Source organism: Paenibacillus assamensis DSM 18201 (assembly GCF_000422445.1).
GTDB lineage: Bacteria > Bacillota > Bacilli > Paenibacillales > Paenibacillaceae > Paenibacillus_B > Paenibacillus_B assamensis.
Genome location: NZ_KE383837.1, coordinates 796,396 through 809,579, shown reverse-complemented (window position 1 = coordinate 809,579; position 13,184 = coordinate 796,396). Strand labels below are relative to the sequence as shown.

The following is a 13,184-nucleotide window of genomic DNA, read 5'->3' as shown; positions in this document are numbered from 1 at the left end:
ACGTTATGGCAAATAATCTAATTGAATTCCGTAATTTGCGGACTAACTTCTACACAAGTTCAGGTGTAGTAAAGGCAGTTAATGACGTAAGCTTCTCCATTAGAGAAGGCGAAACGCTTTGTGTTGTAGGTGAATCGGGCTGCGGTAAGAGTGTTACAGCAATGTCACTCATGCGTCTTGTTTCTCCACCAGGAAAAACAGAAGGCGGTCAAATTTTATATAAAGGTCAAGACTTGTTAACTTTGAAAGAGCGTGATATGCGTCATATTCGTGGTAACGAAATCGCAATGATTTTCCAAGAACCAATGACATCTTTGAACCCAGTATTAACAATTGGGGATCAAATTACAGAGCCGCTCTTAATTCATAAAGGCATGACTCGCAAAGATGCAAAGAAGCGTGCGATTGAATTGATTGAGCTGGTAGGTATCCCGCGTGCGGCGAAAATTTTCGATTCCTATCCACATGAGTTATCTGGTGGTATGCGTCAGCGTATTATGATAGCGATTGCGTTAAGCTGTGATCCGAAGCTGCTTATTGCTGATGAGCCGACAACGGCATTGGATGTTACGATTCAAGCACAGATTCTTGACTTGATGCGCAATATTAAGAGCGAGTTTAATACAGCGATTATGATGATTACGCATGACTTGGGTGTTGTAGCTGAGATGGCAGATCATGTAGTCGTTATGTATGCAGGTAAAGTGATCGAAGAAGCACCTGTTCATGAATTGTTTGCGAATCCGAAACATCCATACACACAAGGGTTGATGCGTGCGAAGCCGATCATTAATCAGCGTCAAGATCGTCTGTATACGATTCCGGGACAAGTGCCGAACCCTGTTGAGTTGGGTAACAACTGTTACTTTAACGAACGCTGTGAGCACTGCATGTCTCTATGTGTGGAGAAACCACCTATTTTAACGACATATGAGAATAAACATAAAGCAGCTTGCTGGTTGTATGAAAAAGGAGGGGAAGTTTCATGACAACACCATTGTTGGAAGTCAAGAATCTAAAGAAATACTTCCCTATCCAAGGTGGTATTTTCGGAAAAACAGTTGGAAATGTACGAGCAGTAGACGATGTATCCTTTACGTTAAATAAAGGGGAAGCGCTTGGACTAGTAGGAGAGTCTGGTTGTGGTAAATCTACGACAGGGCGTACGATTCTTCGCTTGTTGGAGAAAACGGAAGGTCAAGTGTTTTTCAATGGTACAGACATTCATGCCTTGAAGAAAGCCGAGCTGCGTAAGCTACGCCCAGAGATGCAGCTTGTATTCCAAGATCCGTACAGTTCTTTGAACCCGCGTATTAAAGTCGGTGAAGCGATCGGTGAAGCGCTTGTTGACCACGCGATTATGTCGAAGAAAGATGTGCGTGATTACGTAAAGGAAATTTTGACTCTTTGCGGCTTGGCACCGTATCATATCGATCGTTATCCGCATGAGTTCTCAGGTGGTCAGCGTCAACGTATCGGTATCGCTCGTGCGTTAGCGTTGAACCCTCAATTTATCGTTGCGGATGAGCCGGTATCAGCTTTGGACGTGTCGATTCAGGCGCAAATCATTAACTTGCTTAGCGACTTGCAGGAACAAAAGAACTTAACGTACTTGTTCATCTCCCATGACTTGTCCGTTGTAGAGCACTTGTGTAACCGTGTAGGTGTAATGTACTTGGGTTCAATGGTAGAGCTGGCACCGCGTGAGGAATTGTTCAGTCGTCCACTGCATCCGTATACACAAGCGTTGATGTCTGCGATTCCAGTGCCGGACCCAACCCGCAAATCGGAACGTATCGTTCTACAGGGTGACATTCCGAGCCCGGCGAACCCGCCAAGCGGCTGCAAATTCCATACGCGTTGTCCATATGCGGTGGAAAGATGTAAGTCCGAAGTTCCACAGTTCCAAGATGTAGGAAGCGGTCATTTTGTTGCTTGTCATCTTGTAGCTAACTAGATCTCTATTTGGTCTAACTGATAGCTATGATTATAGTTGTTGTGTAGAGGCTTTCCTATTAAGTAGACTATTACTTGTAGGAAGGCTTTTTATTTTTACTCAAGGAGGAACAATCGATGATCAGAGTTGCAGTACTAAGCTATTGGCATGTCCATGCTGAGGAATATACAGAGGCATTTCGCAATCATGCTGAGACAGAAGTAGTAGCGATATGGGATGAGAATACGGAACGCGGTGCCGCGTATGGCGAGCGATATGGTGTACCTTTTATTCCATCTCTTGATGAACTGCTCGCTCGTCCTGATATTGATGCTGTAGTCGTTACAACTCCTACTGATATGCATGATAATATTATTAAACATGCTATTCATGCAAAGAAGCATGTATTTACAGAAAAAGTGCTTTCCATAACTGGTGCAGGTGCTGCTGAATTGGCCGATCAAGCGCGGCTCTACAATGTTGTTTTAACAGTTGCGCTCAAACGTCGATATGAGCACGAAGGGATTTCGTTGGATCATTTTGTGAAATCTGGTGTGGTTGGGAGATTGACCGCGATTCGTGTTCGTCTTGCTCATAATGGAGCGATAGCGGGCTGGCTGCCTGAGCACTTTTACAGCATGAAGGAATGCGGCGGGGGTGCGATGATTGATCTTGGCTGCCATCCGATGTATCTTATCCGACTTCTGGCTGGTTTACCACAGGGCATTTCCGCTGCTTATGGATACGTCACCGATCGTGAAGTAGAAGACCATGCAGCAGCGCTGCTTCACTTTGACAACGGTGTTATCGGTATAGCGGAAACTGGTTTCGTAACAGGAGGTTCGCCGTATACGATTGAGCTTCATGGTACAAAGGCGAGCTTACTTTATACAATGGAAAATAACGTAGGCCAGCTCATCCTTCGTAATGCAGATGGCACATCTAAGCAGATGGAACTGCTTGAACCGAATGGCTCTATGTACGATGAATGGATTGATCGTATTTTAGGTACGAAGCACGAAGGAGATAATATGGCGTTGGCGATTGATCTAAGCCGAATGATGGAAGCAGCGAACGAATCGGCAAGGACGGGGAATATGATTCGTATCCGGTAGTAATATGATGCAACATGATACGGTATGGTGCAGTAGGATGCAGTGTAGTGAAACATGGAGCGGTATGGTGCAGTAGGGTGTAGTGTAGTGAAACATGGAGCGGTATGGTGCAGTAGGATGTAGTGTAGTGAAACATGGAGCGGTATGGTGCAGTAGGGTGTAGTGTAGTGAAACATGATGAGGTATGGTGCAACTGTATGTAGTATGGTGACAGCATGATGCAATATGGCACGGGCACAACATGCTGGGAAAATGATACACCACTGACGTGTAGATTAGCCTAACGGGCGCTATTGCGGCTATTTTGACAAAATCAAGCCTATTTGATATTTAACGGTCGTGAGAGAGCCTATTTTGGTCATTTAGGGGATAAACACTGTTTAATCTGTGAAATAAGCTCTCTGGTACCCGTTACATTTGAAAACCGCTAAATATATGCAAAATAGCCTCTGTGGCATCCGTTAACGCGAATTGAAGCAGCCGAAGCAGTTGAAGTACCCGAAGCAACCAAACCAACCAAACCAACCAAACCAACCAAACCAACCAAAGCAACCAAAGCAACTAAAGTAAATGGAGAAGTTGCAATAAGGTTGGAGAAAGAGAAAGAGAAAGAGAAAGAGAAAGAGAAAGAGAAAGAGAAAGAGGGACTAGCCTGACAAGTAGAGCATCTCTACAAGTCGGCAGGTCCCTCTTCTACTATATATAAGTGCTGTACGATTCGTTAAATCTTAAGTACGCCGCCTTGGCTTGCATTCGTAACGAGCTTGGAGTAGCGTGCTAGATAGCCAGTCTTAACTTTTGGCTCAAATTCTTTCCAATTAGCACGACGTGCCTCTAATTCTTCATCCGATATTTGCAGCTCTATTTTGCGGTTGTGTAGGTCAAGGTCGATAATATCTCCGTCATGAACGAAAGCAATCGGTCCGCCTTCTGCTGCTTCTGGAGAGATGTGGCCAATACTAATGCCGCGAGATGCTCCTGAGAAGCGTCCATCTGTGATTAGACCGACTTTGGCTCCTAGGCCCATACCTACGATTTGTGATGTAGGTGCAAGCATTTCTGGCATACCAGGTCCGCCTTTCGGACCTTCGTAGCGAATAACAACAACATGTCCTTCTTTGACGAGACCGTTTGCGATACCGGCGAGTGCTTCATCTTGAGAATCGAAGCAGATAGCTGGTCCGACATGGCGTCCACCAACAGATGCGTCAACAGCTCCAACCTTGATAATAGCACCTTCAGGAGCCAAGTTGCCGAATAGAACAGCCAATCCGCCGCGCTCTGAATGCGGGTTATCTAATGTATGGATAACATCTGTATCTTGAATTGGTGAATCTTGTACGTTCTCACGCAATGTTTTGCCTGTTACGGTTATACAGTCGCCGTGCAGAGCCCCTTCTTTCTTGAGCAGCTCGTTAAGTACAGCGCTGACACCGCCAGCCAAATGAACATCTTCAATATGATAGTCAGAAGCTGGAGCAATCTTCGCCAAATGAGGTACGCGCTGTGCCACTTCATTAATGCGAGCAATTGGATAGTCAATACCTGCTTCGATCGCGATAGCGAGCGTATGCAGCACCGTATTTGTAGATCCACCCATTGCCATATCGACTGCGAAAGCATTATCGATAGCTTCCTTCGTCACGATGTCACGTGGTTTTAAGTCAGTTTTGATCAGTTCCATAAGCTGCTTCGCGGATTTCTTAACGAACTCGCGGCGCTCTGGAGATACGGCTAGTATCGTACCATTACCTGGTAGAGCAATACCCATTGCTTCTGCTAGACAGTTCATGGAGTTGGCTGTGAACATACCGGAGCAGGAGCCGCAAGTAGGGCAGCCGTATTGTTCAAGTTCCGTCAGACTTGCTTCATCTATTTTACCAGCTTGGAACGCTCCTACGCCTTCGAATACACTTGATAAGGAAATCGAACGACCGTTGGAGTCTTTACCTGCTTTCATTGGCCCACCGCTTACAAATACAGTTGGGATATTGACGCGCAATGCCCCCATAATCATACCTGGTGTAATCTTGTCGCAGTTAGGAATGCACACCATACCGTCAAACCAGTGTGCGGATACTACAGTTTCTAGCGAGTCTGCAATAATTTCTCGGCTAGGGAGGGAATAACGCATACCGATATGGCCCATCGCAATTCCGTCATCAACACCAATCGTGTTAAATTCGAACGGAACACCGCCAGCTTCACGAATTGCTTCTTTTACGATCTTACCGAATTCCTGCAAATGAACATGGCCAGGAACGATGTCTATGTACGAGTTACATACAGCAATAAACGGCTTGTCAAAGTCTTCTTCCTTCACGCCTGCAGCGCGCAGCAAGCTGCGGTGAGGGGCGCGATCGAAACCTTTCTTGATCATGTCTGAACGCATCTTAGGGGCTTTCATATCCAATATCCTCCACTTCTTCGCGTTATTGCATTGGTGTGTGTATATTTCTATTGAGTCTATCACAACTAATGAGTAATTTCTACCAAGAAAAGGCCAGAAAAATGCGATGGAATCATAAAAAAGAGATGAACCGATTTCATACTGTGCATTGTGTATGGAGAAGTATATTTCATATTAGATAAATAGGAATAATAGGTGTAGCTATTAGTCTCGTAAAATACTCGGTAAAGGACACAAACAATTATGAAAACTGAAAAATTTCTACGCATTATGGTTACACGCATTATGGTTACATTTGACACCAATGATACTAATTGATACCATAATTATGTAATAAAATTAAATGGATTACTTCCTTTTATTAGTTATAGGCCCAAGTCTATTAAATCCGAATGGAGAGGATCGTGATAGCAATGGATACGCAAGCTGCGCAAACTAAAAATCAGGTATGGGAATGGGCCAAAGCTATTTTATTGGCTGTTCTCATTTTCTTTATCCTCCGGTTGTTCATAGCTTCACCTTCTGTCGTAAGTGGGTATTCTATGGAACCAAGGCTGTATACAGGTGAAAGAGTTATGGTGAATAAACTACTTTATCAGTTTGCTGAACCTAAAAGAGGAGAAATTATTGTTTTTCAATCCAAAAAAGGGCCTGATCATATAAAGCGAGTGATTGCACTACCTGGTGAGAAAGTACGAGTAGAAGGAGATCAAGTTTATATAAATGGTAAGCTGTTTGATGAGCCGTACTTAAAAGAAGCCGTGGAACAAGCAAAAAAGGCAGGAACTTCGTACAATTTTATAAATTTTGAAGAGCAAACTGTCCCAGACAATACGTTGTTCGTTATGGGAGATAATCGATCCAAAAGCAGAGACAGCCGTGATCCTTCTGAAGGATTTGTAGAGTTTGATGCAATTGTAGGGCGGGCAGAGCTAGTCTTTTGGCCGCTTAATGATATTGAACTTATTAAATAATGAAATAGGCTATAGGCTAGATGAGCGAATTAAGATGCAATCAAAGAAGACACGGAGCAATCCGTGTCTTCTTTGCAGGAGTGAAGCGTGTGAATTATATATGAAGCATCTGACTGGCATACTTGCAGCGTATTGAGGGAAAGCGTTAGCGGGGGGAGGCTAACTATGCTTCATACGCCGTCGCCTTGGTTGAAGGCGAATCCAGCCAAATACAGCTTCTCCATTTGGTTCGATGAATGGGTGACAAACGGTTTTTACGAATCGATGAGTAAGAATAATGGTACAACCTACAGATACTAGTATGAGACAAATGGCCAATATACTGGAATCAATGTACGTATAGAGCCCAAAGTATTCGGCGAATCGAATGAGCAGCCCGTGTATCAGAAATACATACAAAGTTCGTCGTCCGCAATCGGTAATCGCACATATGCGCGTAGGAACCCATGCTAGAAATGCTGCGGATGCGAGCAGTTCCAATGCATAGATAGATAGTCGCATCATGATGGCAAGTGAATTCATTTCCCAGCCTAATTGATCATACGTAAAGCTATTCATAAGCCACGCAGGATCGATATAAGGATGCAGTTGAAATAGTGCGACAAGCAAAATTCCAGATATGCTTGCAGCTATAAAACGTATAGGTGTAGCGAACCAACGAGCTAGCGTGTCAAAAGGAAAATAGTATCCGATAATGAAAAATGGCAAGTACACGAATGTACGGGAAAGTCCCAGCCAATCTCCCTCGATAGGAATGAATCCGATACATACACCTAACGCCACAGCTATCCAAATGGGATAACGTACATTCCATCGAATGAAGCTCCGCAGCACGAGTCTCCATATCGCATGACCGACAAGAAACCATAGCAATAAATAAGGAACAAAGAAGGAATGCGTAATACCAGGAACCTGAAACAGCGTCATATCTAGTACAGAGTAAATCGATTGAAACAGTACATACTGCAAGGCAATTTGCTTCAAAATTCGGTTGCCATTCGGTCCAAACAGATTCGTTCGTGCAAAATAGCCCGTAACACCAACAAAGAGCGGCATATGGAACGTAAATATCCACAAAAACAATGCTTTCATCTCAGGCATGGTGTTAATTAGCGGCTCAATTGCATTTGCAATAAAGACGGTGACGATAAGTATAAAACGTAAGTTGAGGCCGAATGTCTCTCCACTCCCATGTGAGATCGTCGGCACTATACTTCGCGTGCGATGAGGCACAAAGCGAAGCCACATGGTTAAGTCCTCCTCTAAGATGCGGCCTATTTCACTCGCGATGCTGTATTTCATTTATCTCTATCCACAAGATATCATACGATGGCACAATAGATTGTGATCGATGTCACAAACATTTAAATAGATCGTTTTACCTTATGACATTTCTTTGAACGAGGAATGTAAATAGTACGATGTAGAACGATGAAATCTATTATCCTTTTGAACAATAACTGCGAGATTCCGAAGTCGCAAGAGAGGATAAAGATTGACGGTAACTTTTGGTAGAGATACACTTAAGTTATATCCAAGACGTGGAAGGAGCGGTTGTCTCTCATGAATGAAACGTTGTCTCATCGTGATCAGCTAGAGTTAGTCACGTTAGGTGAATCGATGGCACTGCTGCATGCGGCTGATTCACGGGGACTTGAATATGCTTCTACCGTTCAGAAGTCTTTTGGCGGTGCTGAAAGCAATGTTGCTATCGGACTGTCTCGATTAGGACATCGTTCTGCATGGATGAGTTTACTTGGTGACGATCCATATGGACATTATGTGGCGAAAGCCATTCGTGGCGAAGGCGTTGACATTTCACGTGTGAATCATATTGCGGGTTCACCAACCGGTATTATGCTGCGAGAGTCGGTAGGCGGCCGTTCATCTGTCTACTACTATCGGAAGCATTCTGCCGCAAGCACGATGCGACCTGACATGCTGGATACATCGTTTATTCAGTCAGCACGTATGCTCCACGTGACAGGGATTACATGCGCCTTGAATGATAATTGTGCCACTACGGTTGAGGCTGCTGTTCGCATAGCTAAGGATGCGGGACGCAAAGTCAGCTTTGATCCGAATTTGCGTTTAAAGCTTTGGTCGATTGAAGAAGCGAGAGCACGATTGCTGCCCTTGGCTCATGAATGCGACTATTTTTTGCCTGGGCTCGATGAATTAAAGCTGCTCTACAATTCGGACGATGAGCGTCATATTTTCAAGCAGCTAGCTTTGATCCCTGCGGTTTGTATTGTTAAAGGTGGTATTGAGCAGGGGCGCGGCGTGAACTACGTCGTTCGGGGTTCTCAAGTGGATGAGGTTCCGTATCAACCTGTGGAGCATGTGTTGGATACTGTAGGTGCTGGAGATGCTTTCTGCGCTGGTGTGTTGTCTGGATTATTGCGTGGCTATGAGCCTGTTGAGGCGGTACAGCTAGGAAATGTATCAGGAGCGATGGTCGTTCAAGCAGTAGGTGATTGGGAAGCACTTCCTACCTGGAAGCAAGTGCAGGCTAGTTTGGCGAATTCGATACATATTGAGAGATAAATGGATAAGGGAGAGTGCTTAACTGATGAACAAGATTAGACTTCTACAGGCCATTCATGCTGAAGGTGTTGTTGCTGTCCTTCGTGCAGATAGTTACGAGCAAGTTGTTGAAATGGCAGAGCAAGCGATAGCAGGCGGCATTCGCGTCATCGAGATTACATTGACCGTTCCACATGCGCTGCGAGCAATTGAACAGCTTAGTATGAAGTATTCATCTGATCCACAGTCCGATCGTCCTTATGCGATTATAGGAGCGGGTACCGTATTGGATTCTGCTACTGCCCGTGCAGCCATGTTGGCAGGTTCCGAATTCATCGTGAGCCCATCTCTAGATCCTGAAACGGTCAAAATGTGCAATTTGTATCAAGTTCCGATGATGCCGGGCACGATGACGATCAAGGACGTGCAGCATGCGTTGGAGCTAGGCGTTGACATTGTGAAGCTATTCCCTGGCAATATGTTTGCACCGTCCATTATTCAAACCTTGAAAGGTCCGCTTCCGCAAGCGAACTTTATGCCGACAGGTGGAGTGAATGTTAGCAATATTGGCGAATGGCTGCGTTCGGGAGCTATCGCAGTTGGTATCGGTTCTGATCTTACGAAGGAAGCCGTTGCTACAGGCGATATGAGCCATGTGCGCAAGCAAGCAGAACGCTATAGACAAGCTTATGATCAGGCAAAGGCTGAATTATCAGCCAAAGCTGAGGTTGCGGTACGTTCTTAAATCAGTCATTTATATATACAGACATAATGGTGCCGTTTGAGGTCTTTTACAGCAATTTGACCTTGATCGGCATCTTTTTGTAGTTTTTTATTTTGTGCTAGTTCGATGTATAATTGTACGAGTAAATGAAGTGATAAAGGAGATGCGTGTAGGAATGCCAAGCCGAACCTACTCATTTGATGAAGCTGCTGATAAGCTTGCCCAATATATAAGCAAACACAGTCGCATCGTATTTTTTGGAGGGGCAGGTACTTCTACCGAAAGTGGTATCCCTGACTTCCGTTCACAAGATGGGATTTTTGCCGAACAACAAGTTTACCCGCATGCTCCAGAAATTATGGTCAGCCGCCCTTTTTACGACCGAGATCCAGAAATGTTTTACACGTTCTATCGTGATAAGTTGATTCATCCCGAAGCGAAGCCGAATGTAGGACATTATGTATTGGCTCAATTGGAGCAGCAAGGGAAGCTTCAGGCGATCATTACTCAAAATATAGATGGCCTGCATCAAGCGGCGGGAAGTAAAGAGGTTATTGAGCTTCACGGTTCCGTACATCGCAATAATTGCCTATCATGCAAAAAGAGCTATCCACTAGCAACAGTACTGGAAAGTGCAAGTGTTATTCCGCATTGCTCAGCCTGTGGCGGCGTACTGAAGCCTGATGTTGTGCTATACGGTGAAACGTTGAATGAACAAGTGATTGCAAATGCAGTTCGTTATGTTCAGCATACGGATCTGCTTATTATTGCAGGGACATCTTTATCCGTGCAGCCAGCTGCAAGCTTTGCCCAAATGGGGAGTCAAGCAGCTACTATTATCATTAATCGAACAAGTACACCGTTTGACCATGAAGCAGATGCTGTGTTCCATCATTCATCTGGACTTTTGCTGGAAGCAGCGTTTAAGCGAATATAGATGGTTTGAAACAAGTTATACAAATTATTTCGTAGAGAAAGCAGCAACTTAGGGAGTGGACAAAATAATGAGAATGCTAGGTATTGATCTTGGAACGACGAATCGCAAAGTTGGTTTGTTTGAAGAAAACGGAGAGGTTGTAGGTATTGTTAGCCGTCCGACTCTGACTCAGGACACTGGGGAAGGTTACGTCGTCTATGATGCCGAGCAGCTGTGGAACGATGTTGTTGAAATGATTCGAGAGCTGACTGAGCAGCATGGGGGGGCGGACATTGCTGCGATTGGAATAGCCAGCATGGCTGAGAGTGGGCTGTTATTACATAAAGACAGCGGTGCGATACAATCGCCTTTGCTGCCGTGGTTTGATACAAGTTCAACACCGCAAGCAGAGCGAGTGAGAGCGGCAGATGATCGTTTGAAGCTATTCCAGCGCAGTGGACTGCACTTATCCTTCAAGCACGGCTTGCCCAAGCTGTTATGGCTGCATGACCGAGATCCAGACATGTTCCGAGATGCAAGATGGGTGTCTGTGTCAGGGTTTATTGCTTATCGCCTTAGCGGTGTCATGGCCTTTGATCCTTCACTAGCTACGCGAACATTTGTTTATGACATGCGTACGAATGATTGGGATCGCGAATGGATTAAGAACTTCGGTCTATCTCCAGAACTATTCCCGGATGTATATCCGAGTGGGGCGCCGCTTGGTCCGGTGAAGCCGGAGCTTGTGCAAGCGCTTGGACTAAGTTCAGCACCTGCTGTTGCAGTTAGTGGTCATGATCACGTATGTGCTTCCTTAGCGGTTGGAGCAGTTGCTCCCGGCGATGTATTTGCATCGATGGGGACCGCCGAAACGTTGGTTGGATTAATGCATCCAACTCAGCTTGGAGAAGAAGATTTCCAGACGGGATTGTCGTATGGCTATCATGTAATTCCGGGATTACGTTTCTGGATGGGAGGAAATCCTTCATCAGGTGGATCTCTAGAATGGATCAGACGCCAGCTTGGCGATGATGCGCTCTCATACGATGAAGTAAGAGCCTTATTAACACAACAGGATCAGTACCCTTGTGATGCTATGTTCTTCCCTTACTTAAGCGGAAGTGGGGCACCACACCCGAACTCCAATACCCGTGGAGCATTTATCGGCTTGAGCAATAAGCATGGCAAGGCAGAGCTGCTTCAAGCGGTATGTGAAGGTACATCGTATCAGTTAGAGATGATCCGTCGCAGTGGGGAACGCGTATGCGGTCAATCGATTTCGGAAATGCGCGCTGTAGGCGGTGGCACACGAGCGGAGCCATGGCTGCAAATGAAGGCAGATGTAACGGGCGCAACGATGATCGTTCCGACAGTAGATGAAGCTACACTGCTTGGAGCTGCGTATACAGCTATGCTGGGTACGGGACATATTGCAGATGGAGCAGCTATTCAGCGTCTCATCGAACAGCGAGGTACGAAGCGTGTTGAAGCGAGAGCTGATTTCCATGAGTGCTACCAGCGTGCTTATGAACAGCGATATGAGCCAACGGCTGCGTTTTTGAGACAACTGCCAATCATAGAATAGTTGTATGTACAGGTCGCAACAAAAGGGTGTCTCTATATGGAGATGCCCTTTTGTTTACATAAATGCACGAATGAAGGACATAAACGATAAGAATAATAAAATTTGATTAGGATGGCATACTTGGAGGAGCGTCATGTTTACAAATACCAAGTTTACGATTGGCGAAATGGCTAGAATGCATCGTATACCTGAATCGACCTTGCGTTACTATGATGAAAAAGGGATCTTTCATCCCGCCATTGTTGATCCAAAGACACAATATCGCTACTACACAATAGAGCAATTTTTTATGCTGGATACTATTAAGTTTCTGCGCCATTTGGGTATTTCATTGAATCAGATTAAACAGTATGTGGATGAGCGGAGCCCATCTAAAACGTTGGATATTTTGACGCAGCAAAAAGAGCTTATGGAACAAAAGCAGCAAGAAATAGCGCTCATGATTGCGAAAATGGACCGCAACATAGCTGTTATGCAGCAAGCGATGACGGGAATAAGGAATAAGGTTGAGTTTAAACGAATCCCGAAAAGGATGATTACATCGGTATCCATCACACCAGATGCAACGGATGAAATGATGGAATATTACATTTATTCGCTGCAGAACAATGCCCATATGCATGATGTGAGATTATTTGTAGGTACGATTGGAGTCACGGTATCCAAAGAAGGTCTGTTAAAAAGAAATTATCAAGCCTACAACAGTTTGTTTCTCAACGTGTATTACATGTCGAACCTGATTGAGGACCGTCATGTAATTGAAGAAGGCGTATTTGCCTGTGCCTATCATCATGGACCCTATAATCAAACGAACGAAACATATGAAATATTACTACATGAAATTGAAATGCAAAATTATGAAATAATCGGTGATTCGATAGAAGCTGGACTTATTGATCTTTCAATGACAAGCAACCCTGAGGAATACATATCGGAAATTCAAATTCCTGTTAGAAAAAAGTAGATAGATCTTGTAATTTCCCGCTTGACCTTCAAGT

11 protein-coding genes are annotated in these 13,184 nt (G+C 44.7%); 9 read left to right on the top strand and 2 right to left on the bottom strand.

The window, feature by feature from the left end:
- Positions 1–5 precede the first annotated feature (5 nt).
- The 3 genes from H580_RS0118015 to H580_RS0118005 all read left to right on the top strand — a co-directional run bounded on the left by H580_RS0118015 (position 6) and on the right by H580_RS0118005 (position 3,051).
- On the top strand, positions 6–989 hold the full coding sequence (locus tag H580_RS0118015) for an ABC transporter ATP-binding protein (protein ID WP_028596026.1): 984 nt from the start codon (positions 6–8) through the stop codon (positions 987–989).
- Complete coding sequence (locus H580_RS0118010; RefSeq protein ID WP_028596025.1) at positions 986–1,957, top strand: ABC transporter ATP-binding protein; 972 nt, start codon at positions 986–988, stop codon at positions 1,955–1,957. The genes H580_RS0118015 and H580_RS0118010 overlap by 4 nt, the downstream gene beginning before the upstream one ends.
- 116 nt (positions 1,958–2,073) lie before the next feature.
- Entirely contained in the window at positions 2,074–3,051 is a 978-nt protein-coding gene (locus tag H580_RS0118005; protein ID WP_028596024.1) for a Gfo/Idh/MocA family protein, read from the top strand.
- A 721-nt stretch (positions 3,052–3,772) separates the two neighbouring features.
- Here the strand turns inward: H580_RS0118005 and ilvD are convergent.
- Positions 3,773–5,458 (bottom strand): dihydroxy-acid dehydratase, encoded by a 1,686-nt coding sequence (gene ilvD, locus H580_RS0118000; protein WP_028596023.1) that lies wholly within the window; start codon positions 5,456–5,458, stop codon positions 3,773–3,775.
- Between the two features lie 416 nt (positions 5,459–5,874).
- Here ilvD and lepB point away from each other — a divergent pair, with 416 nt between their 5' ends.
- Positions 5,875–6,435 (top strand): signal peptidase I, encoded by a 561-nt coding sequence (gene lepB, locus H580_RS0117995; RefSeq protein ID WP_157283005.1) that lies wholly within the window; start codon positions 5,875–5,877, stop codon positions 6,433–6,435.
- 159 nt (positions 6,436–6,594) lie between these two features.
- Here the strand turns inward: lepB and H580_RS0117990 are convergent, their stop codons facing one another.
- Positions 6,595–7,683 carry an acyltransferase family protein gene (locus tag H580_RS0117990; protein WP_051217530.1) on the bottom strand — a complete coding sequence of 363 codons (1,089 nt, stop codon included), beginning with the start codon at positions 7,681–7,683 and terminating at the stop codon, positions 6,595–6,597.
- A 315-nt stretch (positions 7,684–7,998) separates the two neighbouring features.
- On the opposite strand from H580_RS0117990, the gene H580_RS0117985 reads away from it, so the two are divergent.
- From H580_RS0117985 to H580_RS0117965, 5 genes are all read left to right on the top strand, one after another.
- Positions 7,999–8,982, top strand: a complete 984-nt coding sequence (locus H580_RS0117985; protein ID WP_028596020.1) for a sugar kinase — start codon at positions 7,999–8,001, stop codon at positions 8,980–8,982.
- A gap of 25 nt (positions 8,983–9,007) precedes the next feature.
- A complete protein-coding gene (locus H580_RS0117980) occupies positions 9,008–9,706 on the top strand; it encodes a bifunctional 2-keto-4-hydroxyglutarate aldolase/2-keto-3-deoxy-6-phosphogluconate aldolase (protein WP_028596019.1) in 699 nt (232 codons plus the stop codon).
- Positions 9,707–9,860: 154 nt separating this feature from the next.
- Entirely contained in the window at positions 9,861–10,622 is a 762-nt protein-coding gene (locus tag H580_RS0117975; RefSeq protein ID WP_036605407.1) for an NAD-dependent protein deacylase, read from the top strand.
- A gap of 67 nt (positions 10,623–10,689) precedes the next feature.
- Positions 10,690–12,186 carry an FGGY-family carbohydrate kinase gene (locus H580_RS0117970; RefSeq protein WP_028596017.1) on the top strand — a complete coding sequence of 499 codons (1,497 nt, stop codon included), beginning with the start codon at positions 10,690–10,692 and terminating at the stop codon, positions 12,184–12,186.
- Between the two features lie 133 nt (positions 12,187–12,319).
- Positions 12,320–13,150, top strand: a complete 831-nt coding sequence (locus tag H580_RS0117965; protein ID WP_028596016.1) for a MerR family transcriptional regulator — start codon at positions 12,320–12,322, stop codon at positions 13,148–13,150.
- Positions 13,151–13,184 lie beyond the last annotated feature (34 nt).

What these genes read in the sequence shown, in the direction of transcription:
- H580_RS0118015 (WP_028596026.1), top strand. Translation starts at nt 6, where the DNA reads ATGGCAAATAATCTAATTGAATTCCGTAATTTGCGGACTAACTTCTAC.
- H580_RS0118010 (WP_028596025.1), top strand. Translation starts at nt 986, where the DNA reads ATGACAACACCATTGTTGGAAGTCAAGAATCTAAAGAAATACTTCCCT.
- H580_RS0118005 (WP_028596024.1), top strand. Translation starts at nt 2,074, where the DNA reads ATGATCAGAGTTGCAGTACTAAGCTATTGGCATGTCCATGCTGAGGAA.
- ilvD (WP_028596023.1), bottom strand. Translation starts at nt 5,458, where the DNA reads ATGAAAGCCCCTAAGATGCGTTCAGACATGATCAAGAAAGGTTTCGAT.
- lepB (WP_157283005.1), top strand. Translation starts at nt 5,875, where the DNA reads ATGGATACGCAAGCTGCGCAAACTAAAAATCAGGTATGGGAATGGGCC.
- H580_RS0117990 (WP_051217530.1), bottom strand. Translation starts at nt 7,683, where the DNA reads ATGTGGCTTCGCTTTGTGCCTCATCGCACGCGAAGTATAGTGCCGACG.
- H580_RS0117985 (WP_028596020.1), top strand. Translation starts at nt 7,999, where the DNA reads ATGAATGAAACGTTGTCTCATCGTGATCAGCTAGAGTTAGTCACGTTA.
- H580_RS0117980 (WP_028596019.1), top strand. Translation starts at nt 9,008, where the DNA reads ATGAACAAGATTAGACTTCTACAGGCCATTCATGCTGAAGGTGTTGTT.
- H580_RS0117975 (WP_036605407.1), top strand. Translation starts at nt 9,861, where the DNA reads ATGCCAAGCCGAACCTACTCATTTGATGAAGCTGCTGATAAGCTTGCC.
- H580_RS0117970 (WP_028596017.1), top strand. Translation starts at nt 10,690, where the DNA reads ATGAGAATGCTAGGTATTGATCTTGGAACGACGAATCGCAAAGTTGGT.
- H580_RS0117965 (WP_028596016.1), top strand. Translation starts at nt 12,320, where the DNA reads ATGTTTACAAATACCAAGTTTACGATTGGCGAAATGGCTAGAATGCAT.